This is a genomic window from Kamptonema formosum PCC 10802, assembly GCF_000332335.1.
GTDB lineage: Bacteria > Cyanobacteriota > Cyanobacteriia > Cyanobacteriales > Oscillatoriaceae > Oscillatoria.
Window position 1 is genome coordinate 1,928,090 of sequence record NZ_KB235948.1, and the last position, 21,050, is coordinate 1,949,139.

A 21,050-nucleotide genomic window follows, 5' to 3' on the forward strand; every position below is an offset into this window, starting at 1 on the left:
GGTACTGAGAAACCCGTATTCTTAAAGATACGGGTTTTTGGCATGTACTTCATCCAACTGAAAACCGCTATATTTTAGTTGCGGTTTTTTTTGTATAAGTGTTGTGCAACGAATGGCTTCTCAGCCCCCAGGCCCTCCGCTATTATTGCGCCATAATTTCACTATCAAGAAGTCCTTTCTGGAGAGCCAAAACTGCAGCTTGAGTGCGGTCGCGGACTTCCAGCTTTTGCAAAATGGCGTGGACGTGAACGCGCACTGTTCCGGGGGCGATGTAGAGCTGTTGGGCGATTTCTTGATTGCTCTTGCCTTGAGCCACGAGGGCCAGGATTTCTTGCTCGCGCTTGGTGAGCTGGTTTTCTGGCGTTTTGGGCTGGTTTGAGCCAGCAGGAGCCGGCTCACTTTCGGCAAAAGCAAAAGCCGCCCGGATTTCCGCCGTGGCGGCTCTGTCCCACCAAGAGGCACCGGCAGCCACGGAACGAATCGCCAAAACCAAAGTTTCTGCAGCAATTCCTTTCAGGCAATAGCCTTGAGCGCCGGCTTCAATCAGCCGCTCAATCAGAGATTTTTGGGAGTGAGAGGTTAAAACCAGAACCGCAATATTTGGGTGGCGCTCTTTGATTTGCCGGCACGCTTCAATCCCGCCAATCCCAAGCAGTCCCACATCCAGCAAGACGACATCTGGCAAGTATTGATTGGTCAATTCAACTGCACTCTCGCCATCTTCCGCCTCGGCGACAACTTCCAAACCGCTCTCCCGCTGCAACCGCGTTGAGAGCCCCAGGCGAAATAGCTCATCATCTTCAACCAGCAAAATTCGCAAATTGGGCATGGGGCATGGGGCATCATCGCATAGAGGACTCAGGATTGAGGAAGGCAAGCCGGCAGTTTAAAGGCAAACAGCGCCCCGTGGGGTGAGCGATTTTCTGCCCAAATTGTACCGCCGTGGGCTTCAACAATCTGTCGCGTCAAATACAGTCCCAGCCCAGAGCCTTTGGCGTGGCGGTTGCTGTGCCCTTGATAGAACCGCTCGAACAAGTGAGGGAGTTCGTCAGCGGTCATTCCCAAGCCCTCATCGAGAACCTTGACGACCTGACAGCCAGACTGGGACTCCAAGACTACTTCTACTTTACCGCCGCGAGGGGAGTGGTTGATGCTGTTGGTCAGCAAGTTGGCAAAGACGCGCTGCAGCTGCAGGGGATCGCCGCTCACCCAAAGCGCTCGGCGGAAGTCCGACTCTCCGCAGCTCAGGTGAATGTACACCCGGCGCGTTGCGGATAAATCCGTCAGGGTGGCGATCGCCTCCTCGGCGATGCCCACCAAATTCACCGGCACCCGCTGCAATTTCAGTCCCTCGGTGTCGTTGCGGTACACGAAAAGCAGCGTCTCCACCAGCTGCAGCGTGGTGCGGTGCGAGCGCACCATCATTTCCAGCACTTTTTGCTGTGCCGGCGTCACTGCGCCGAATTGCTGCTGCTGGAAGGATTTGATGGTTTCAATGGCACCAAGTAGCGGCGTTTTCAGGTCGTGGCTCAAGGTGGAAACGAAATCCTCTCGCATCAAAGACAGCTGCTTTTCGGCGGCGAGCTGAGCTTGCTGTTGCGCCAGCGCTTCCTCGTAGCGCCGGTTGCGCTGCGACAGCCAGCCGGTGACGACTAGCGCCAGCACGGCAATCAGCCGGTTGGCCACAGTCGCCGGATTCAAGGGTTCAGCATCGGGCAAAAAAAGATTCAGCAGCGTTAAACAGCAAGCCGCAGCCGTTACCGCCACAGTGGCGGACCGGCTCCTCAGGGAATTGGCTTGCAAAATTGCGCCGGTGTACAGGTAGCCAAAGACATACGCTGATGGCGTGGAGAACTCTAGCGCTATGACCACAGCGAATATACCGGCAACCAGCCAGTGCGGTTTCAAGGACTGATTCTTCATGGCTCGACCTATTTCAGCTTGTAACTGGCATGACACCCCTCTCCTCTAAGCAAAAATACTCGTTCAGGGGCTTCTATATTTGGAGATATAGATGTTTGTAAACGCCCTCAACATTTATATTCTTCTGGGATTAGATTGCCCTATATAAATTTGGGCTGAGGGTCAAGTTATACCTTGTTATATCTTGTCTCCCACGGGAAAAGATTCGATAATCAGGATAAGAAACCCCATCCTACATAATCAAATTATACTGGCCAGATATGTTTTCTGGAGAAGTAACCCTCATCCAAGTGCCGGTGCCCTTGAATAGCTGGTATTGCGGCGTGCCTTTAACTGCGGTAAAGTTACCGGACAAGTGCAAGTGCTTGGGACTGGTAAGAGAAGGACAAGTCATTCTACCCAGTCAGAACCCAACGCTGGGCAGTGGGGATACCATCTTAGCAGTGGCACTCAATCCCGCTCTCGCACCCGTTGTAGAACTCACCTTAAAAAAAACCTGTCCAGTTTTATGCCATTCTTTCAAAAGCCCCCCAAGGGCTTCAGAAGCTGAGCGAGCCGATGAGGATGTTTATTTTGGCTGAATTATGTGGCAAGGCTTAATCCAAATAGTGCTGACGCTGCTCATTGTAGTGGCCATAGCGCCTTTCTTTGGCAGTTACATGGCGGGGGTTTTCCTGGGAGAACAAACCCGCCTTGACCGCTTCCTGGTGCCGGTGGAGCGAACCCTCTACAAACTGGGTGGCGTTCGCTGGCAACAGAACATGACCGGCCCTCAGTACATCCGTGCGGTGCTAGTCAGCAACCTCGTCATGGGGGTATTTGTCTATTCTATCATCACCCTGCAGGGTGCGCTGCCCCTGAATCCCACCGGCTTGCCGGCACCCAGCTGGGATTTAGCCCTGCACACCACCATCTCCTTTATAACCAATACCGACCAGCAGCACTACGCCGGCGAAACCACCTTAAGCTACGCCTCTCAGATGCTAGCGCTGGGGTTTTTGATGTTTACCTCATCCGCCACCGGCATCGCAGTAGCCATCGCCTTCATTCGCGGCTTAACCGGCAAACCACTGGGCAACTTCTACGCTGACTTAACCCTATCCATCACCCGGATATTGCTGCCGGTTTCCATCCTTGGCGCAATTGCGCTCATCATTCTGGGCGTCCCCGAAACCCTAGCGGCACCGGCAACCGCTACCACCCTAGAAGGTGCCACGCAAGTCATTTCCAGAGGGCCGGTGGCCCACTTTGAAATCATCAAACAGCTGGGAGAAAACGGCGGCGGCTTCTTTAGTGCCAACTCCGCCCACCCCTACGAAAATCCCAACCCCCTTTCCAACCTGATTGAAACCATCGCAATGGTTGCCATCCCCGCCTCGCTGATTCACACCTACGGCATCATTGCCAATAACAGAAAGCAAGGCTGGCTGCTGTTCTGGATGGTCTTTCTCATCTATGCCATTCTGGTTGTAATCGCCGCCGCCGGAGAGTTCCAAGGAAATCCCCTCGCCAACAACCTCCTGGGAATGCAGCAACCCAACCTAGAAGGAAAAGAAGTGCGATTTGGCTGGGCGCAGACAGCCCTGTGGGCAGTCACCACCACCGGCACCATGTGCGGCGCAGTCAATGGAATGCACGACTCCCTGATGCCAGCCGGCGGTTTTGTCACCCTGTTTAACATGTTCCTGCAAATCGTCTGGGGCGGACAGGGCACCGGCACGGCATACTTATTCGTCTTCCTGATTTTAACCGTATTTCTCACCGGCTTGATGGTAGGGCGCACTCCCGAATTCTTGGGTCGCAAAATTGAAAAGCGAGAAATCGTCCTAGCCAGCGTAATTCTCCTCGTTCACCCCATAGCAATCTTAATCCCCGCTGCCCTTACCCTCGCCTTTCCCGACAGCCTCGCCGGCACCACCAATCCCGGCTTTCACGGACTCTCCCAAGTCGTCTACGAATACACCTCCGCCGCCGCCAACAATGGCTCCGGCTTTGAAGGATTGGCAGATGGAACCCCGTGGTGGAATCTCACGACCTGTTTCAGCCTCTTGCTGGGGCGCTACATCCCCATTATCGCCCTGCTGCTGCTAGCAGACAGCATGGCAAATAAACAGCCCGCACCCGAAACAGCCGGCACCCTGCGCACCGACACCCGCCTGTTCACCAGCGTTACAGCCGGCGCAATCTTAATCCTCGGTGCCCTGACCTTCTTCCCAGTTCTCGCCCTCGGACCGATGGCCGAAGCCTTTAAAATTGCCAGCGAAGCAACAACAAAAATCCCCTAATCCCCTAATCCCGGCACCAACAGCAGACACTTGAAAAATGACAAATCCACCCTCCAAACCCAGACAAACTCCACGCGGACCGCGCCATTCTCGGAGACACACGCCAAAAGCCGATACCAGAGGTCTGTACAGAAGAGCGATTCGGGAATCCTTCGTCAAGCTTGACCCCCACATTGCGGTGAAAAACCCGGTCATGTTTATTGTTTGGGTCGGCACAATCGTCACCGCACTGCTGACAGCTGACCCGTACTTGTTCGGTGCGGTTCCGGGAGAAAACCCGCGATTAATCAATGCCTCGATCGCGGTAATCCTGCTGTTCACCGTCCTATTTGCCAACTTTGCCGAAGCGGTAGCCGAAGGGCGGGGTAAGGCACAAGCTGACGCCTTGCGCTCTACCAAATCTGATACCGTCGCCCGCAAACTTTTGCCTGATGGCTCAGTGCAGGATGTATCTTCCACGAGTCTGAGAAAAGGCGATCTGGTGAAAATAATCGGCGGCGATCTGATTCCCGCTGACGGGGAGGTGATTGCCGGTGTCGCCAGTGTGGATGAGTCCGCGATTACCGGCGAATCCGCGCCGGTGCTCAAAGAACCGGGCTCTGATATAGCTAGTTCCGTCACCGGCGGGACGCGCATTCTCTCCGACGAACTCACTATCCGAGTTACAGTCGATCCGGGGAAGGGATTTATTGACCGGATGATCGCCCTTGTGGAAGGCGCTGAGCGCAGCAAGACGCCCAATGAAATTGCCCTGACGGTGTTGCTGGCGGTCCTGACTCAGGTGTTCCTGATTGTGGTGGCGACTTTACCGCCAATTGCCAATTATGTCAAGAGTCCGGTGAGCGTGGCGATTTTGATTTCCCTGCTGGTGGCGCTGATTCCCACAACTATCGGCGGTTTGCTCAGCGCTATCGGGATTGCCGGCATGGATCGGGTGGCTCAGTTTAATGTGGTGGCCACTTCGGGACGGGCGGTGGAGGCGTGCGGCGATGTCAATACCCTGGTTTTGGATAAAACCGGCACGATTACCCTGGGAAACCGGCTGGCGGAGGAGTTTATTCCTGTCAGTGGCCACTCAATGGCGGAGATTGCCCGCGTCGCTCTCGCCGCCAGCGTGTTCGATGAGACTCCAGAAGGAAAATCTATTGTCCGTCTCGCTCAGAAGTTAGACGCAACAGTCGATTTTGACCGCCGCCAAGCCGAGGGTGTTGAGTTTTCCGCCAGAACGCGCATGAGTGGGACGAATTTGCCGGATGGCCGCGAGGTGCGCAAGGGAGCGGTGGATGCGATTAAGGGGTTTGTGCGCTCGCGGGGTGGGAGGCTGACGCCGGAACTGGATACGGCTTACGAGCGCGTTTCCCGTCTGGGAGGCACACCTCTGGCAGTTTGTCAAGATGGGGAAATTTATGGCGTTGTCTATTTGAAGGATATTATTAAACCGGGGATTCGGGAGCGTTTTGACCAGTTGCGGCGCATGGGGGTGCGCACGGTGATGCTGACGGGTGACAACCGGATTACGGCGTCGGTGATTGCGCAAGAAGCCGGTGTGGATGATTTTATTGCGGAGGCGACGCCGGAAGACAAAATTTCGGTGATTCAAGCTGAGCAAGCGCAAGGCAAAATTGTGGCGATGACCGGCGACGGTACGAATGACGCGCCGGCGCTGGCGCAAGCGAATGTGGGTTTGGCGATGAATTCTGGGACTCAGGCGGCTAAGGAAGCTGCAAATATGGTAGATTTGGATTCTGACCCCACAAAACTGATTGATTTGGTGACAATTGGCAAGCAGTTGCTGATTACTCGCGGGGCGCTGACGACGTTTTCTGTTGCCAATGATATTGCGAAATATTTTGCGATTATTCCGGCGATGTTTGCTGAGGCGGGAATTGGCAGTTTGAATGTGATGGGGCTGGCGAGTGCGAATTCTGCGGTCCTGTCGGCGCTGATTTATAATGCGCTGATTATTCCGGTGCTGATTCCGCTGGCGCTGCGGGGGGTTGAGTTTAGGCCGCTTACGGCTGACCAGCTGTTGCGGCGCAATATTTTGATTTATGGTTTGGGGGGTGTGGTTGCGCCTTTTGTTGCAATTAAGTTGATTGATGTTTTGGTTGCGTCTGTGGGGTTGGGGTAGAAATGTTTAGAAATGAACCGCCAAGACGCCAAGGACGCCAAGAAAGAGAGGAGAGGTATGAAGAGGGTTAAGTTTGTAATGCCTAGTTGGGATAAAGGGGATTTTTTTCTAGGGCTGGAAAGGTTTTACTACCACCTTTTTCAATCCCAAATCCAAAATCAAAAATCCAAAATTGGTATGAGAGGGATGTGGGGCCGGCAGGGGGTGCCGGTGGGGCTGTTTTTGCTGATGTGTTTGAATTTGGTGCTGGCACCGGCTGTTTGGGCTGCTGCCGGTGGGGATATTGAGCGTCGCGCTGCCTGGGCGATTGGCCTTTTGGGGATTTTGACGCTGGGGCTTTCTGTTTATTTGTTTATGGTTATTTTCCAGCCAGAACGGTTTTAAGAGGCGCTATCTCGGCAGTTAAGGGGGCAGAGCTTCCCAAGGCAAGGTTGCCAAACGAGAAGGGAGGCAGAGCCTCCCAGTTTCATTCCCAGGCGGAGCCTGGGAACGAGAAAATTACCGATGAGAGAAAAGTATGTCTGTAATTCGAGAAGTTATCACCGGCATTCGCGTCACTCTGGTCCTGTGGGTAATGACGGCGCTGATTTATCCGCTGTTTGTGGTGGGTGCCGGTCAGGTGCTGTTTCCTTATCAGGCGAATGGCAGTATCATCTCAAATGCCGGCACGCCGGTGGGGTCCGCTTTGATAGGTCAGGGCTTTACTTCTGACCGGTATTTCTGGAGCCGTCCGAGCACGACGAATTACAGCAGCTTCACACCGGCACAGCGCGATCCCAAGAATGTCGGGCAAATTGCGGGCGTGTCTGGTGCCAGCAATCAGGCTCCGGGCAATCCCGACTTGCTCAAACGGATTCAATCGCAAGCAGGCCAGCTGGCGCAGGCGAATATCCTGTCAACTGCGGATCTGGTGTACACGTCAGGCTCCAGCTTGGACCCGCATATTAGCGTGGGGGCGGCGTATGCCCAAGCGAAACGGGTTGCTGCAGCGCGGGGGCTGCCCTCTGATCGGGTGCAGGGGCTGATTCCCAAACACACGGAGGGCAGATTCCTGTGGGTGTTCGGGGAACCTGGCGTCAATGTCCTGCGTCTGAATCTGGCTCTGGACGCTCTGCAGTAGGGTGGGTTAATACAAATCCCCATAGCTATTTGCCCTAACTTAGGGGAAAATAAGGCTTGTCGGGGAGATGGGGAGAAGAAATCTTATTTTTTCCCAAATCCTTGGAAAAGTCAGCGCACTGCAAACCCCTGAAATATGTTGCAGAATGTACGGGTCAGAATTCGCCGGCAGCCAATGCTACAGCCCCGGACGCAGGTAGACTTATGATTGATAAAAGTCAGATAGCCAGCCAGCTGCACTCACCGGCACCCCACAGCCGCTGCCGGCGGGGCAAGCACAAAATCTTTATTGGCATGGCTCCAGGCGTCGGCAAAACTTACCGCATGCTTGAAGAAGCTCGCCAACTTAAAGAGGAAGGAATTGATGTCGTTATCGGGCTGCTGGAAACCCACGGGCGGCGGGAAACAGCTGAACAAGCGTTAGGGCTAGAAATTGCCCCCCGCAAGCAAATCATCCGAGGGGGGATGACGCTTACTGAAATGGATGCGGATGCAATTTTGGAGCGAGCGCCCAAGCTGGTTTTGGTGGACGAGCTGGCGCACACCAATGTCCCCGGCTCCGCACGGGAAAAGCGCTACCAGGATGTGGAAGTTATTTTAGCTGCCGGTGCTGATGTTTATTCTACTGTTAATATTCAGCATTTGGAAAGTCTCAATGACTTGGTAGCCCGGATTACCGGCGTGGTGGTGCGAGAGCGCATCCCCGACCGGCTTCTGGAAGAAGCGGATGAGGTGGTGCTAGTTGACGTGACCCCGGAAACCCTGGAAGACCGGCTGCAGGAAGGCAAAATCTACGCGCCGGAAAAAATCGAGCAATCCTTGGCAAACTTTTTCCAGCGCCGCCACCTGATTGCCCTGCGGGAGTTGGCGCTGCGCCAGCTGGCAGATCGGATCGAAGAAGATGCTAAGGCTTCCACCCCAGCCGGTCAGTTCTGCAATATCCAAGAACGGGTTTTGGTGTGCGTTTCAACTTACCCCAATTCGGTGCAGTTGCTGCGCCGGGGTGCCCGAATTGCTAATTATATGAATGCCAAGCTCTACGCGGTTTTCGTGGACAATCCCGACCGCTTTCTCTCCAAGGTGGAGAGCCTTCACGTTGAAACTTGTGAGAAGCTCTGTAAAGAATTCGGGGGCGAATTTCTGCGAGTTACCAGCAACAGTGCTTCTAAGGGGATTGCTGAAGTGGCAGAAAACTATGGGATTACTAATATCGTGCTGGGCGAAACTCGCCGGTCTCGCTGGGAGTTGCTGCTGCGGGGGTCGCTCGCCCAACAGCTGATGCGATTAGTTAAACACATTGATTTGCACATTATCGCCACGGAGAAAACGCCGTATTGAGCCATTGAATATAGCGGAGGGCTTCTAAAAGTATCGCCTCCCATTTGTTAGAAATATTAAATTTATTTGATGTTCATAAACCTCTCAGTAATTGGTATTTTGGGGATTTTGACACTGGGGCTTTGCGTTTATTTGTTTACCGTTATTTTTCAGCCGGAAGGGTTTTAAGAGGCGCTATCTCGGCAGTTAAGGGGGCAGAGCTTCCCAAGGCAAGGTTGCCAAACCAGAAGGGAGGCTCTGCCTCCCAGTTTCATTCCCAGGCGGTAGCCGCCGGCGTCGCGCAGGGTGCCTGGGAACGAGCAATCCCGACTTGCTCAAACGGATTCAATCTCCAGCAGGCCGGCTGGCGCAGGCGAATATCCCGGCGAGTGCGGATCTGGTGTGCACTTCTGGCTCTGGCAGAGGACCGGCATATTAGCGTGGGGGCGCAGGCAGCCCACGCGAAACGGGTTGCTGCAGCCCGGGCGCTGTCTGCCGATCGGGTGCGAGCGCTGATTCCCAAATACACGCAGGGCAGATTCCTGTGGGTGTTCGGGGAACCGGGGGTCAATGTCCTGCGGCTGAATCTGGCACTGGACGCTCTCCAGTAGGGTGCGCTATTAACAATCTCTGCGAGTAAACGTCCTAAATTAGGGCAAAATAGGGCTTGTAGGGGGGAAGGGGAGAATAAATCTCATTTTCCCCAGCCCTCGGAAAAGTCAGCTCACCGCAAACCCCTGAAATATGTTTCAGAATGTACGGGTCAAAATTCGCCGGCAGTCAATGCTACAACCTTGGCACCAAGTAGACTGGTTGCTACTCACCCTGGCAGTGGGTCTGGCCCTGTTCGGGGGAGTTATGATCCGCAGTGTGGAGTTAAACCTGGGAGAAAAAAACTGGTTGCAGCACTGGGGCACCACCGGAGTGGGTTTGGTATTAGCGCTGTCGATCGCCCGCAGCCGTTATGAGAAGCTAATGGATTGGAAGTGGGTCATCTACGGCACGATCAATCTGTCGCTGATTGCCGTCAGGTTTATCGGCACCCAAGCGCTGGGAGCGCAGCGGTGGATTAACGTTTTTGGCTTTCACGTCCAACCCTCGGAATTTGCCAAGGTGGGGGTGATAATCACCCTAGCCGCTTTGCTGCACGAGCGCAACGCCAATACCATCCCCAATATGTTCAAGATAATGGGGGTGACAGCTGTCCCCTGGGCGCTGGTGTTTTTGGAGCCGAATCTGGGAACTTCGCTGGTGTTTGGCGCGATCACCCTGGGAATGCTTTACTGGGGCAATGCCAATCCGGGCTGGCTGATCCTGCTGCTTTCGCCGGTTGTGTCGGCTATCCTCTTTAATGTGAAGATTCTCTGGTGGCAGAATCTGCCGGTGGTTTGGGGTGTCTGGGTGATTGCGATGGGTGCGATCGGTTTGTTCACCCTGCCCAAGCGGTGGATTGGTTCCGTAGGAGCCTTGGTGGTGAACGCGGTTTCAGGATGGCTGGGACATGTGTTCTGGGGTCTGTTACATGACTATCAAAAACAGCGCCTGATTCTATTTTTAGACCCCGATCAAGACCCCTTGGGAGGGGGGTATCACCTGATCCAATCTCGGATTGCTATTGGTGCCGGCCAACTTTGGGGGCGGGGCCTGTATCAGGGAACGCAAACCCAACTCAATTTTATCCCAGAACAGCATACGGATTTCATCTTTTCTGCCATTGGCGAAGAGCTGGGCTTCGTTGGCTGCGTCGCGGTGTTTATCGGCTTCTGGCTGATCTTCCTGCGCCTGGTGATGATCGCTCAAAGCGCCAAAGACAGCTTCGGCTCTCTCTTGGCAATTGGCGTGCTGTCAATGATGGTATTTCAGCTGATTATTAATGTGGGCATGAACATCGGGCTAGCGCCGGTCACTGGGGTGCCGCTGCCTTTGCTCAGTTACGGTCGCTCGGCACTGCTGAGCAACTTTATTGCCATCGGACTGGTGGAATCGGTGGCTAATCACCGGCAGCGGAGCCGGTTTTAGCGAATCGTGCGGGGTGCCAGGTGTTAGGTATCAGGTGTTAGATATCCGGTGGCAGGGTGGCCGGTGGCCGTTTGTAGTTGGGCTAAAGCGTAAAGTTTGTAGTTGGGCTAAAGCCCAACCCGGCTTTCCCTGAACCCACCTAACTGCCAAACCTCTTCCCCTAACCCCTAACCCCTAACCCCTAACCTAACCTATGATTGAGAAAAGTCAGATAGCCCATCAGCTGCACTCACCGGCACCGCAGTACAGCTGCCGGCGGGGCAAGCACAAAATCTTTATTGGCATGGCTCCAGGCGTCGGCAAAACTTACCGCATGCTTGAAGAAGCTCGCCAACTTAAAGAGGAAGGAATTGATGTCGTTATCGGGCTGCTGGAAACCCACGGGCGGCGGGAAACAGCTGAACAAGCGTCAGGGCTGGAAATTGCCCCCCGCAAGCAAATCATCCGAGGGGGGATGACGCTTACGGAAATGGATGCGGATGCAATTTTGGAGCGAGCGCCCAAGCTGGTTTTGGTGGACGAGCTGGCGCACACCAATGTCCCCGGCTCCGCACGGGAAAAGCGCTACCAGGATGTGGGAGTTATTTTAGCTGCCGGTGCTGATGTTTATTCTACTGTTAATATTCAGCATTTGGAAAGTCTCAATGACTTGGTAGCCCGGATTACCGGCGTGGTGGTGCGAGAGCGCATCCCCGACCGGCTTCTGGAAGAAGCGGATGAGGTGGTGCTAGTTGACGTGACCCCGGAAACCCTGGAAGACCGGCTGCAGGAAGGCAAAATCTACGCGCCGGAAAAAATCGAGCAATCCTTGGCGAACTTTTTCCAGCGCCGCCACCTAATTGCGCTGCGGGAGTTGGCGCTGCGCGAGCGAGCAGATAATATCGAGGAGGAGGGGTACATGGGGGCTCGTCAATAGCTGTGACGCCCCCAAAGAAGCCTACTGTACAGAGCAGGCGATTGCCGTGGCCGGTGCGTCATTTAGGGGGAGCATACCTCTTTCGTCTCCCATCAGGAGCCAACGGAACCAGGGAACCTCAGGTAAATTGGCGAAGGTATTGTTAAAGAAACCCGGTTTCTGTACCGGTTTCAGGTCGCACTCCAACCAATTCCCCATGCCATGAGCGGGCGTGCCGGCGTGCGGGCGTGCGGGCGCGCCCCAATCCCCAATCCGGGCATCCGGGCATCCGGGCATCCGGGCATCAAAAATCTCCATGCCCAATGCCCAACGGTGGTGTGGCTGAAAAATTTACAATTAGAAATAGCTTAGTTATCGCCAAAAACCTTATGATTAAGAGACTATTAATTCTGGGGCTTTTCCTAATTTTCCTTTTTGCAGGGCTGCAAAGCGGTTCAGCTGTTCGAGCCGCTTCCGACCTCGGACCGCGCGTTTCTCGGCTGGAATCCGAAATTCTCAATCTCAGGACGCAGATTTACCGGCTGGAGTCTCAGATATCTAGTGCCAGCCGGTCTTCCCCGCAGAGATCCGCACCGCCCGCACGCACCGCCGCCCCAGAAGAAGAACCCAGACTCTACCGGCCCATTTCCCCCACCGATCCGATGTTCGACCGGCTGGCAACTTTAGTCATTGAACTGAAGCAACAAGTCAACGGAATCGAAACGCGACTCTCCAGACTGGAAGAGCGAGCGCGGCTGCCGGTTCCGTGATTTTGTATATCACGTCAGGTTGAATACCGATAATATCTCGATGCTCGGGCATTGGGCATAAATCAGTTACTCCTCATTACTCTTGGCGACAGAACTTTTAATTATCCCGCTACACCTCCATAGCGATGGGATAGCTTTTGCACATCGCTATGCCCGCCTAAATTGTCCGAGTTTCAATTTAGTGAATCGGTCTGGGTTGTTTTGTCCTCATCCTATTATAGCAGCAGTCATATTGGTTAGAACAATAGAAGCTTCGGAAGCGGGGGAGCAAGGGAGGCCGGAATGTAGCGTCCCGCCCCCCCTGAATGTCTAATGTTCTAACCTAAGTGCATATTGCTATAAAATATTAGCAACTCCAGAGCGGCGCGTCAAGTATTTTTCTGGCAATTATTATATAGGTATGCAAGCCTTATAGCTCTAGCAGTAGCCACTTAGGTTCGTACATTTCGGCCTCTTTTGCACCCCCGCACTCCGGCTCCTATTGTCCTAACCCATATTACTACTGGGATATAGACGCAGGGCAGCGTCTGGCTGCCCTGAAGGTCTAATGTTTTAACCTAAGTGCATACTGCTATAAAAGCATAAGATTTACTTATCGAGCAGTGTCTTGAGTCAGGCTACTAACTGGAGTAGGAGCGGGTTCATCTAAGATGTCTGTCAATCAGGGAAGATATTGATAAACCCGCCCCTATTAATAACTGGAGCCAATTTCCATAAAATTGCTTAATTGTCAAGGCCAGTTATTCTCTATCCTTTGCAAGACGCTAAGTTAGACTTCCTTCCTCAGGTCACTGTGATTCGGATGATGGCCCAGGCGGCTCCAGATTGCTCGATTACCACGGGTTGGGGGGGTTTGTGCAGGATGTCTGCCGGTGGCCAAGGATAGGGCTGACAGCAGCAGGGGATTTGCTAACATCTTCCAAGTTATGCTATACTTTGCTCAGCACAGTCGCCTGAACCTGAGTTAAAAACTCCCGGTGGCAAGCCGGCATCCTGGAATATCCGCGCGAGAAAGGTGGCGGTGGCGGGGGTGTCCTCTGCCGGTTTGAGAATCGCCGCATTGCCGCTTTCCGAGAGCCGGCATGGCTTTCCTGCAGGGAATGGCAACAGGAAAATTCCAGGGAGCGATCGGGGCGCAGACTCCCACCGGCATCCGCACGCTGATCGCAAATTTGTCCAGCATTTCCGAGGGCGTCGTCTGGCCAAACAGCCGCTGGCCTTCTGCTGCGTAATAGAGGGCGCAGTCTATCTCCGTCTTGGACATCCCCACGAGCTTCAGTCAGGGGCTTGCCCATTTCTTGGCTCATCAGGTAGGCGAATTCTCCTTGGCGCTGCTGCAGCAGTTCGCCAATCCGGTAGAGGTATTCCGCACGGGCGGGTGCGCGGACCAGACGCCACTTTTGCTAAACCTTGCGAGCTGCCCCGACAGCAGCAGCCACATCAGCTGCGCCGGAACGGGGAAAGGTGGCGACTGTTTCCCGCCAGTCGGCAGGATTGCGGCTTTCAAGGGTGGCTGCCGACTGGGCCGGCAACCACTGGCCATCGATGTAATTCAGGCACGTCAGGGGTTCGCTCACCGCACACCTCTCCTGTGGAACGCACTTCAGATACGCCCAGTTTGGCCTAAGGAATGGAGCGCGTCAAGTGCGTTTGGCCAGCCGCCTTGCCGATGACAAAGACGATATAGCAGTAGCCAGTTAGATTAGGACATTAGATTAAGAGGGCACGGAGGGAACGCCTGCCCTACGCCTTTTATAGCAGTAGCCACTTAGATTAGGACATTAGACCTTCAGGGCAGCCAGACGCTGGCCTACGTCTATATCCCAGTAGTAATATGATTTAGGACAATAGGAGCTTCGGGTGCGGGGGTGCAAAAGAGGCCGAAATGTACGAACCTAAGTGCCTACTGCTAATATCCCTAGGCCACTGATGTCCTAACCAATATGACTACTGCTATATCCCTCTTTTGTCACTTTGAGGGAATTCGACGAATTTGCGTCATTTCAGGCAACGACAGATGGGGCTTTCACCCCAGTTTGACAGAAGAGGGATATCCCCCAAACCCCCATCTCTTTCCCCCCTCTAAGGGAGCGCGGGGAGGGGGTTGGGGGGCAGCGGTCCTGCAACGCCTTGGCTTGCCGGTGGCTGTGTCGGGGGTGAGTGCGTGACGCACTGGGAACCGCAAGTCACCAGTTTTTTGTCTGTCAAGGTGAGCGTTTCTTGCAAACCTGATTGCTGCGTGCGTAGCAGCCACGACTGAGTGGACACATCGAAAACTGGCTGTGTGCCAGTTTTTTTATCCAGATGGCGCTGAGGTTTCTGCGAATCACGGAGTAGAAAGTTGATTCAAGGAGATTTCTTATGCGCATCTACACGCTCGCTCTCTCAGGTTTGTTGCTTCTTGGTGGTGCGGTTAACGCCCAAGCTTTTGAGCTTCGCTCTTCTCAAGGCGATCGATCTGATAGAGTGCAAGAATTCTCATTATCTCAAGCGGGAAATGAGGGGGGTGGCTGCGAGACAAACCAGCAGTCTGGCTGCGACGAGCAGCGCTCACATCGGGGCAGCGGGCGGAAAGACCAAGATTTGAATACCCAACAGCAACACTCAAAAGCTTTTCAGCAACTGTTAGCTGAAGACTCTGAAGGGGATGATAGCGCTCATCGGGGCAGCGGGCGAAAAGACCAAGATTCGACCGGCGATCAGTCACAATCAAAGGCTTTCCATCAACTGCTAGCTGAAAACTCCGAAAGTGAGGAAAGCGCTCACCGGGGCAGCGGGCGGAAGGAGAAAGAATCAACCGGCGAGGAAGCGCAAGCAAAGGTGATTCATCAACTGCTAGCTGAAAACTCCGAAAGTGAGGAAAGCGCTCACCGGGGCAGCGGGCGGAAGGAGAAAGAATCGACCGGCGAGGAAGCGCAAGCAAAGGGAATTCATCAACTGTTAGCTGAAAACTCCGAAAGTGAGGAAAGCGCTCACCGGGGAAGCGGGCGGAAAGACCAAGAATCGACTGGCGATGAGGCAGAAGCAAAGACTTTCCAGCAAGGCAATGAGAACAGCAAACAGCTATTAGTGGCTGAAGGGCAAGATGAGTCGAATCCGGGCGACGGCAAGAGCGATGGCGAAAGTGAAGAAGGTCATCGTGGCAGCGGACGGAAAGATGCTTAATCTCAAGTTCGAGTTAGGCAAGTGGGCATCATCGCATTGGGCATCATCGCATTGGCTGCGCCATTGATATCAAGTTGGGAGATAAAGTTTTTTGTCCGGGGATGGAAAGGTTTTACAGACGCCTTTTTCAATCCTAATTCCCAAATCTAAAATCCCAAATAGGTATGAGTGCGATTTCTGGAGCGACCGACTTGTGATATCTTGTGATATAATGTTTGCGCCCGGACAGGGCAGCATCGTGCGAGGGATGAATGGCTGTCTTTATGGTGCACCAGGCTTAGTAAAATTGCATGCTTCACCGCACCGGCACTCAGGCTGAGAAATCAGTCGGGCTGTGGCAAGGTTTTTGTTGCAGGGGCAAGGAATGCCGGTGGTGCGAGTAGCGGGTGAGATTCCACCGGCAACTCCTCTAGGAGGGGTTGCCGGCTTTGCCTGTGCGCGGCAATTGGGCCCAGGAATGCCGGTGGCGGCTGTTTTATATCAGTTCAGTGGTGCCGGGTGCGTGTGGGTTGTGCGGTGCCGGTGCGCTGCGCATACGCTTAAAGGGGAACGCACCCCCTCAAACAGGTGGGGTGCGTTCCGCAAAAACCGAATCCTTGCCGCGCATGCGCCCAAAGGGGAGCGCACCTTACTAAACTGAAAAATGTTAATGTTGCTCTGTTACGTTGGTGAAGACCGATACGCGATCGAGAGCAGTCGGGTTGTCGAGGTGCTGCCATTGGTGGCCCTCAGAACGCTGCACCAAGCTCCTGAGTGTGTGGCTGGTATATTTAATTACCGGGGCCAGATCGTGTCGGTAATTGACTTGTGCCGGCTGATGCAAGGCCATCAGAGCCGGCCTCACTTGAGTACGCGGATCGTGATGGTCAAGTACCAGGATCGCGACAGTACGCCGCGCCTGCTGGGGGTGATGGCGGAACGGGTGACAGAAACGCTCAACACGCCAGAAACTAAACTGGTGGAGCCGGCTGTGACTGTGAATTCAGCCCCTTATTTGGGAAAAATGATTGTGGGCGAGCGGGGCATGATTCAGTGTTTGCGGGTAGAATATTTGTTGCCGGAGCCCCAGCGAGCCGAAGAGCTGCCAAAGCACGAGGGCTAGCGACTGGGGTTACAGGTAGATATCGGGGCGCATCTCAAAAAAGCGAAAACTCACAGCTTGCGGTGCGGGCGTCTTGTCCGCTCTGCGACTTCCGGCAGTCCGAATGCAGTCGGCACAAAAAAAGGTGTTTTTACCAAACGAGATGCTGCAAGATATTGAAGCGCTGCTCCGACAGAAAATAGGTTTAGAGGCCAATTCGATCGGCTCTAGCGCCATCGACAGAGCTGTGCGCCAGCGCATGGCAGAGTGCGGGTTGCCCGACATGCCGGCCTACTTGATGCGATTGCAGACCTCGCCGCACGAATTAGATGAGCTGGTTGAAACTGTAATTGTACCAGAAACCTGGTTTTTCCGAGATAGGGAACCGTTTAATTTATTGAGCCGCTATGTGATGGCGGAGTGGCTGCCGGCGAATCCGGGCAGGGTGCTGCGCGTCTTGAGCGTGCCCTGCTCTACGGGGGAAGAACCTTACTCGATTGCGCTCGCCTTGCTAGAGGCGGGGCTAACCTCAAAAAACTTCTGCATCGACGCGGCTGACATCAGCAAAAAATCCCTGATCAAAGCTCAGCGCGCCGTCTATGACAGGAATTCTTTTCGCGGTGAGAGCGTTGAAGCTGCACAATCGGCGGCACAAGAGAATGGCTACTCCGGGAGAAAACTTTCTCTGTTAGCCGTGCGGGAAAAATATTTTGTGCGAACGGCTGAGGGATATGAGCTGTGCGAGCCGGTCAGGCGTGCGGTGAATTTCAGTTACGGCAATTTGTTAGATCCGTATTTTGGGGTTGACAGGAAGCACTATGATGTGATATTCTGTAGGAACTTGTTAATTTACCTCCACAGTGCGGCGAGGAAGCGGGCAATTCAAGTTCTAGAGCGCTTGTTAGCTGCCAAAGGATTGCTGTTTGTGGGGCACTCGGAAACGGGACAGCTATTCGGCACCCGATTTGTGTCCGTGCGCCACCCTATGGCGTTTGCGTACCGCAAGGCAGAAGTCGGGGCGGGAGGGCACAGCTTGAAGGCAGCGGGGGGGAAAGAAAAGCTCCTGTCCGCTGCTACGCCGCAATACCCTTGGAACTCCCCCGCACCGGCGTCGCCCCTGTTGCCAATCCGCGCTCAAAACTCAACGCTGAAAACTCAACTCTCTTCCCCAGCCCCCAGCCCCCAGCCCGCAGTTCCTTCTGTGCCGCCCAGTCCTGCGCCTGCAGTGTCTTCTATGCTGGAAACGGCGCGGAGTTTGGCGAATCGGGGACAGCTGGATGAAGCCGCCGCCTTGTGCGAAACTTACCTGAGTCAGAACCGCGTCAGTGCTGAGGCGTATCTTTTGCTGGGGGAGGTGCGCTGCAGCGCCGGCAATCCAGAGCAAGCAGAGCAATATTTCTACAAAGCGATTTATTTGCAACCCAATCACGAAGAGGCGCTCACGCACCTGGCGCTGCTCAAAGAACGTCGCGGGGATTTTGCCGGCGCAGCAATTCTCAGGCAGCGAATTCAGAGACTTCAAAAATTTTCGATTCAGTAGAAGTAAAAGAGTGGCTAAAAGCGCGGTGGCTGGGCTAATATTAAATTGAAAATTTGAAGGCCAGCCATCACAAACCTTATAGAGGACAGGGCAATGCAGCGCGGTATAGAAATCCATCAATTAGCTCCAGTCGGTTTTGGGGCGGTTATTTGGCTGGCGGTTGGCACCAACTTACTGGACCAGTGAAATACTGAGAATTTATTGAAGTCGGCTGGCTGGGTGACTCACACCTATAAAATCAAGCAGAATTTGGCGGAAATAGAAAAACATTGGTAGATGCAGAAACCGGGCAGCGCGGCTTCATTTATACAGGAAAAGAAGAGTTTTTGCAGCCTTACACTAAAGCGAATAAAAAGCTCGACAGAACGCGGGCGGAACTGGCATAACAAATCAAAAATAATCCAGAGCAACTTAACCGGCTCGCTAAAATCGAAGAATTAACAGAAGATAAAATGGGGGAATTGGCGGAGACGATTTCTCTCAAAAAGTGAAGCTGTCGGGGATACAAGTCACGAGTTACGCCACTCAAATCGCCGCTTCTGGCAGGCAATTAGAAGCCACCGTGCAAGAACAAGTTGCCTCTACCAACGAGGTAGTTGCGACGGCGAAGGAAATTGCCACCACCTCCGGGGAACTGGTGAAGACGATGGATGAAGTCGGTTCTATGGCACAGGGAACCGCGACGGCGGCGGGTGCCGGTCAAAAAGATTTGCTGCGCATGGAAGCCACGATGCGCCAGCTGGCGGATGCCACGTCTGGCATCTCTGCTAAACTGGGGGCGATCTCTGAAAAGAACGAGGCGGCGCAAGGTTTGCGACGAGAGATACTCGCTTTAAGGTGATGGGGCATGGGGCATTGCGGCGGGAGTGGGGCATCATCGCATTGGGGTAAGTATCAACTTTTTCCCTAAAACCATTCCCCTAACCCCTAACCCCTAACCCCTGAAACCTAACCCCTAACCCCTAACCCCTAGGTTATTTGCAGACAAACCGAGAAAAACCCAGGAAATAAAAAATGTTTAATAGCATGACATTGCAAGCGCGGATCTTCATTTCATATTTGTTCATGGGCGCGCTGGTCTTAATGGTTGCCCTAGTGGGATGGAGTGGGAATGCGCGGCTAACCTACCACATCAGTACAATCGGGGAGAATGCTTTTCCCAGCGCGGTCAATTTGTGGAAAATCAACGAAGGGCAAACCCAGGTTCAGTCCGCAGAGCGGGCGCTGCTCAATCCCAGAGGGAGCGAGGCTATCAGGCGAAGTGAGCTAACCCGAATCGAGAAAGCTTGGGAACAGATGAGACTGGGCTTTAACCTGTACGAAAAAATTCCTCGCAGCGCCGAAGAAGACCGGCGATACCAAGCCTTTATTAAGGCATGGGAGAAGTGGGTTGAAGCTCATAAGGAATTCTTGCGGCTGAATGAAGAATTTGAGAAATATGGCGTCCTCAACCCCCGGCAAGTTCAGTTTGAGTTGCAGAGCCAGGGCAAAGGGAATTCAGCTGCGATGACCGCTGCGAAAGCAGCGAGTGAGACCCTGGACAGGATGAATGTGCAAAGCTTTACAAAGAAAGAGCCGGCGTTTCTTGCAGCCAAGGACGCACTGCTAGAGGTTCTGGCATTTAATGAGAGCTTGGCAGCCGACGCTATGAACGCAGCCAATCAGGATGTTTCTCAAACTAGCTTTTGGGTTTTCCTGGGGATGGCCATTGGCCCTCTCACGGCTGTGATTTTCGGTTTTTACTTCAGTAATGCGATTACCAGGCCGGTGAAGCAGTCCGCTATCCAAATCACCTCCTCAACCACGCAAATTTCCGCCTCTAGCAAGGAATTAGAAGCCATGATGAGAGAGCAAGTCGCCTCTACAAACGAAGTGGTCGCCACCGCAAAGGAGATTGCCGCCACCTCTGGGGAATTGGTGAAGACAATGGATGAAGTTGGGGAAATGGCACAAGGGACCGCGACGGCGGCGGGTGCCGGTCAAAAAGACTTGGTTCGCATGGAAGCAGTCATGCGCCAGTTAGGGAAGGCGACCCTGTCCATCTCCTCCAAGCTGGGAGTTATCTCTGAAAAGGCAAATAACATCAATAGTGCTGTCACCACTATCACCTCTGTGGCAGATCGAACCAATTTGCTCTCCCTCAACGCCGCCATTGAAGCCGAAAAAGCGGGAGAGTACGGGTTGGGGTTTGCCGTGGTGGCCAGGGAAATCCGCCGGCTGGCGGACCAAACCGCAGTTGCCACCTTGGACATCGAGCAGATGGTAAAAGAAATGCAATCTGCAGTTTCCACCGGCGTCATGGAAATGGACAAATTCAGCAAAGAAGTCATGCGTTCAGTCAAAGATGTCCGCAACATCAGCGGGCAACTGGGACAGGTTATCGAGCGAGTGCAAGCCCTCACCCCCCGTTTTGAAGAAGTGAATCAGGGCATGGAGGCTCAGTCTGCCGGCGCTCTACAAATTAGCGAGGCAATGGTACAGTTAAGTGAAGCCTCCTCGCAAACGGCTGACTCTCTGCGCGAGATTAACCGTGCCATTGGGCAATTGAACGAGGCGGCGCAAAGCTTGCGGCGAGAAATACTCGCTTTAAGGTAGGGCAGTGGGCAGTGGGCAGTGGGCAGTGGGCAGTGGGCATGGGGCATGGGGCATGGGGCATCATCGCATTGGGTGAAGTATCAACTTTTCTCCTAAAACCTAACCCCTAACCCTAACCCTAACCCCTAACCCCTAACCCCTAACCCCTAACCCCTAAGATAGGAGATGGGACGAATGAAGTTTGGTACAGGACAAAGGACAAGGGACAAA

Annotated in this window: 24 protein-coding genes and 3 pseudogenes; 20 read left to right on the forward strand and 7 right to left on the reverse strand. The window is 53.9% G+C overall.

Annotated elements, in window-relative coordinates; translation table 11 throughout:
* Positions 1–142: 142 nt before the first annotated feature.
* A complete protein-coding gene (locus tag OSC10802_RS0108235) occupies positions 143–829 on the reverse strand; it encodes a response regulator transcription factor (RefSeq protein WP_017716314.1) in 687 nt (228 codons plus the stop codon).
* A gap of 29 nt (positions 830–858) precedes the next feature.
* Positions 859–1,923, reverse strand: a complete 1,065-nt coding sequence (locus tag OSC10802_RS0108240) for a sensor histidine kinase (RefSeq protein ID WP_017716315.1) — start codon at positions 1,921–1,923, stop codon at positions 859–861.
* A 260-nt stretch (positions 1,924–2,183) separates the two neighbouring features.
* Here OSC10802_RS0108240 and OSC10802_RS39210 point away from each other — a divergent pair, with 260 nt between their 5' ends.
* From OSC10802_RS39210 to OSC10802_RS39220, 10 genes and pseudogenes are all read left to right on the forward strand, one after another.
* A complete protein-coding gene (locus tag OSC10802_RS39210) occupies positions 2,184–2,504 on the forward strand; it encodes a TrkA C-terminal domain-containing protein (protein WP_017716316.1) in 321 nt (106 codons plus the stop codon).
* A 3-nt stretch (positions 2,505–2,507) separates the two neighbouring features.
* The gene (gene kdpA / locus OSC10802_RS0108250) at positions 2,508–4,208 is read left to right on the forward strand and encodes a potassium-transporting ATPase subunit KdpA (RefSeq protein ID WP_017716317.1); all 1,701 of its coding nucleotides are present in this window, start codon (positions 2,508–2,510) and stop codon (positions 4,206–4,208) included.
* Between the two features lie 37 nt (positions 4,209–4,245).
* Positions 4,246–6,339: a potassium-transporting ATPase subunit KdpB gene (kdpB, locus tag OSC10802_RS0108255; protein WP_026098287.1), complete on the forward strand. Its 2,094-nt coding sequence runs from the start codon at positions 4,246–4,248 to the stop codon at positions 6,337–6,339.
* A 177-nt stretch (positions 6,340–6,516) separates the two neighbouring features.
* Positions 6,517–6,723: a K(+)-transporting ATPase subunit F gene (kdpF, locus tag OSC10802_RS0108260; protein ID WP_026098288.1), complete on the forward strand. Its 207-nt coding sequence runs from the start codon at positions 6,517–6,519 to the stop codon at positions 6,721–6,723.
* Positions 6,724–6,856: 133 nt separating this feature from the next.
* Entirely contained in the window at positions 6,857–7,459 is a 603-nt protein-coding gene (gene kdpC, locus OSC10802_RS0108265; RefSeq protein WP_017716320.1) for a K(+)-transporting ATPase subunit C, read from the forward strand.
* Between the two features lie 203 nt (positions 7,460–7,662).
* A complete protein-coding gene (locus OSC10802_RS0108270; protein ID WP_026098289.1) occupies positions 7,663–8,796 on the forward strand; it encodes a universal stress protein in 1,134 nt (377 codons plus the stop codon).
* A 69-nt stretch (positions 8,797–8,865) separates the two neighbouring features.
* Positions 8,866–8,964, forward strand: coding sequence for a K(+)-transporting ATPase subunit F (gene kdpF, locus OSC10802_RS46020; RefSeq protein ID WP_071593290.1), 99 nt, complete (start codon positions 8,866–8,868; stop codon positions 8,962–8,964).
* Positions 8,965–9,164: 200 nt separating this feature from the next.
* A complete protein-coding gene (locus tag OSC10802_RS44125) occupies positions 9,165–9,386 on the forward strand; it encodes a potassium-transporting ATPase subunit C (protein ID WP_232731645.1) in 222 nt (73 codons plus the stop codon).
* A gap of 133 nt (positions 9,387–9,519) precedes the next feature.
* Positions 9,520–10,794: a rod shape-determining protein RodA gene (rodA, locus tag OSC10802_RS0108280; RefSeq protein WP_017716322.1), complete on the forward strand. Its 1,275-nt coding sequence runs from the start codon at positions 9,520–9,522 to the stop codon at positions 10,792–10,794.
* Positions 10,795–10,987: 193 nt separating this feature from the next.
* Positions 10,988–11,686: pseudogene (locus tag OSC10802_RS39220) on the forward strand (histidine kinase); the annotation flags it as partial.
* A gap of 45 nt (positions 11,687–11,731) precedes the next feature.
* Here OSC10802_RS39220 and OSC10802_RS0108290 read toward each other — a convergent pair.
* Positions 11,732–12,007 (reverse strand): hypothetical protein, encoded by a 276-nt coding sequence (locus tag OSC10802_RS0108290; protein ID WP_017716324.1) that lies wholly within the window; start codon positions 12,005–12,007, stop codon positions 11,732–11,734.
* 71 nt (positions 12,008–12,078) lie between these two features.
* Between OSC10802_RS0108290 and OSC10802_RS0108295 the strand changes: the two genes are divergently transcribed.
* Both OSC10802_RS0108295 and OSC10802_RS49170 read left to right on the forward strand, forming a co-directional pair.
* The gene (locus OSC10802_RS0108295) at positions 12,079–12,459 is read left to right on the forward strand and encodes a hypothetical protein (RefSeq protein ID WP_026098291.1); all 381 of its coding nucleotides are present in this window, start codon (positions 12,079–12,081) and stop codon (positions 12,457–12,459) included.
* Positions 12,460–13,186: 727 nt separating this feature from the next.
* Positions 13,187–13,345, forward strand: a complete 159-nt coding sequence (locus OSC10802_RS49170) for a hypothetical protein (protein WP_155967454.1) — start codon at positions 13,187–13,189, stop codon at positions 13,343–13,345.
* Between the two features lie 38 nt (positions 13,346–13,383).
* Here the strand turns inward: OSC10802_RS49170 and OSC10802_RS55495 are convergent, their stop codons facing one another.
* The 4 genes and pseudogenes from OSC10802_RS55495 to OSC10802_RS54160 all read right to left on the reverse strand — a co-directional run bounded on the left by OSC10802_RS55495 (position 13,384) and on the right by OSC10802_RS54160 (position 14,036).
* Positions 13,384–13,629 carry an aldehyde dehydrogenase family protein gene (locus OSC10802_RS55495; protein ID WP_369797112.1) on the reverse strand — a complete coding sequence of 82 codons (246 nt, stop codon included), beginning with the start codon at positions 13,627–13,629 and terminating at the stop codon, positions 13,384–13,386.
* A pseudogene (locus OSC10802_RS55500) lies at positions 13,592–13,723 on the reverse strand (hypothetical protein); the annotation flags it as partial. The gene OSC10802_RS55495 and the pseudogene OSC10802_RS55500, both read right to left, overlap by 38 nt.
* A 49-nt stretch (positions 13,724–13,772) precedes the next feature.
* Positions 13,773–13,850: pseudogene (locus OSC10802_RS56360) on the reverse strand (hypothetical protein); the annotation flags it as partial.
* A 12-nt stretch (positions 13,851–13,862) separates the two neighbouring features.
* On the reverse strand, positions 13,863–14,036 hold the full coding sequence (locus OSC10802_RS54160; protein ID WP_232731646.1) for a hypothetical protein: 174 nt from the start codon (positions 14,034–14,036) through the stop codon (positions 13,863–13,865).
* A 366-nt stretch (positions 14,037–14,402) separates the two neighbouring features.
* Here OSC10802_RS54160 and OSC10802_RS49175 point away from each other — a divergent pair, with 366 nt between their 5' ends.
* From OSC10802_RS49175 to OSC10802_RS0108340, 8 genes are all read left to right on the forward strand, one after another.
* Positions 14,403–14,627, forward strand: a complete 225-nt coding sequence (locus OSC10802_RS49175; protein ID WP_155967455.1) for a hypothetical protein — start codon at positions 14,403–14,405, stop codon at positions 14,625–14,627.
* A gap of 193 nt (positions 14,628–14,820) precedes the next feature.
* On the forward strand, positions 14,821–15,624 hold the full coding sequence (patX, locus tag OSC10802_RS0108310) for a heterocyst-inhibiting protein PatX (RefSeq protein ID WP_017716326.1): 804 nt from the start codon (positions 14,821–14,823) through the stop codon (positions 15,622–15,624).
* 334 nt (positions 15,625–15,958) lie between these two features.
* Entirely contained in the window at positions 15,959–16,264 is a 306-nt protein-coding gene (locus OSC10802_RS49180) for a hypothetical protein (protein WP_155967456.1), read from the forward strand.
* Positions 16,265–16,273: 9 nt separating this feature from the next.
* Positions 16,274–16,726 (forward strand): chemotaxis protein CheW, encoded by a 453-nt coding sequence (locus tag OSC10802_RS0108315; RefSeq protein ID WP_017716327.1) that lies wholly within the window; start codon positions 16,274–16,276, stop codon positions 16,724–16,726.
* Between the two features lie 103 nt (positions 16,727–16,829).
* Positions 16,830–18,245 carry a CheR family methyltransferase gene (locus tag OSC10802_RS0108320; RefSeq protein WP_017716328.1) on the forward strand — a complete coding sequence of 472 codons (1,416 nt, stop codon included), beginning with the start codon at positions 16,830–16,832 and terminating at the stop codon, positions 18,243–18,245.
* Positions 18,246–18,514: 269 nt separating this feature from the next.
* Complete coding sequence (locus OSC10802_RS56365; RefSeq protein WP_017716330.1) at positions 18,515–18,631, forward strand: CHASE3 domain-containing protein; 117 nt, start codon at positions 18,515–18,517, stop codon at positions 18,629–18,631.
* A gap of 101 nt (positions 18,632–18,732) precedes the next feature.
* The gene (locus tag OSC10802_RS0108335) at positions 18,733–19,086 is read left to right on the forward strand and encodes a hypothetical protein (RefSeq protein WP_017716331.1); all 354 of its coding nucleotides are present in this window, start codon (positions 18,733–18,735) and stop codon (positions 19,084–19,086) included.
* A 173-nt stretch (positions 19,087–19,259) separates the two neighbouring features.
* Entirely contained in the window at positions 19,260–20,840 is a 1,581-nt protein-coding gene (locus tag OSC10802_RS0108340; protein WP_026098295.1) for a HAMP domain-containing methyl-accepting chemotaxis protein, read from the forward strand.
* The last annotated feature ends 210 nt before the right edge of the window (positions 20,841–21,050 follow it).

Coding starts and splice junctions, on each gene's coding strand:
- OSC10802_RS0108340 (WP_026098295.1), top strand. CDS start 19,260: ATGTTTAATAGCATGACATTGCAAGCGCGGATCTTCATTTCATATTTG.
- OSC10802_RS0108290 (WP_017716324.1), bottom strand. CDS start 12,007: ATGGAGATTTTTGATGCCCGGATGCCCGGATGCCCGGATGCCCGGATT.
- OSC10802_RS0108240 (WP_017716315.1), bottom strand. CDS start 1,923: ATGAAGAATCAGTCCTTGAAACCGCACTGGCTGGTTGCCGGTATATTC.
- OSC10802_RS0108270 (WP_026098289.1), top strand. CDS start 7,663: ATGATTGATAAAAGTCAGATAGCCAGCCAGCTGCACTCACCGGCACCC.
- kdpB (WP_026098287.1), top strand. CDS start 4,246: ATGACAAATCCACCCTCCAAACCCAGACAAACTCCACGCGGACCGCGC.
- kdpA (WP_017716317.1), top strand. CDS start 2,508: ATGTGGCAAGGCTTAATCCAAATAGTGCTGACGCTGCTCATTGTAGTG.
- kdpC (WP_017716320.1), top strand. CDS start 6,857: ATGTCTGTAATTCGAGAAGTTATCACCGGCATTCGCGTCACTCTGGTC.
- rodA (WP_017716322.1), top strand. CDS start 9,520: ATGTTTCAGAATGTACGGGTCAAAATTCGCCGGCAGTCAATGCTACAA.
- patX (WP_017716326.1), top strand. CDS start 14,821: ATGCGCATCTACACGCTCGCTCTCTCAGGTTTGTTGCTTCTTGGTGGT.
- OSC10802_RS39210 (WP_017716316.1), top strand. CDS start 2,184: ATGTTTTCTGGAGAAGTAACCCTCATCCAAGTGCCGGTGCCCTTGAAT.
- OSC10802_RS0108315 (WP_017716327.1), top strand. CDS start 16,274: ATGTTGCTCTGTTACGTTGGTGAAGACCGATACGCGATCGAGAGCAGT.
- OSC10802_RS0108295 (WP_026098291.1), top strand. CDS start 12,079: ATGATTAAGAGACTATTAATTCTGGGGCTTTTCCTAATTTTCCTTTTT.
- kdpF (WP_071593290.1), top strand. CDS start 8,866: ATGTTCATAAACCTCTCAGTAATTGGTATTTTGGGGATTTTGACACTG.
- OSC10802_RS49175 (WP_155967455.1), top strand. CDS start 14,403: ATGACTACTGCTATATCCCTCTTTTGTCACTTTGAGGGAATTCGACGA.
- kdpF (WP_026098288.1), top strand. CDS start 6,517: ATGAGAGGGATGTGGGGCCGGCAGGGGGTGCCGGTGGGGCTGTTTTTG.
- OSC10802_RS0108320 (WP_017716328.1), top strand. CDS start 16,830: ATGCAGTCGGCACAAAAAAAGGTGTTTTTACCAAACGAGATGCTGCAA.
- OSC10802_RS0108235 (WP_017716314.1), bottom strand. CDS start 829: ATGCCCAATTTGCGAATTTTGCTGGTTGAAGATGATGAGCTATTTCGC.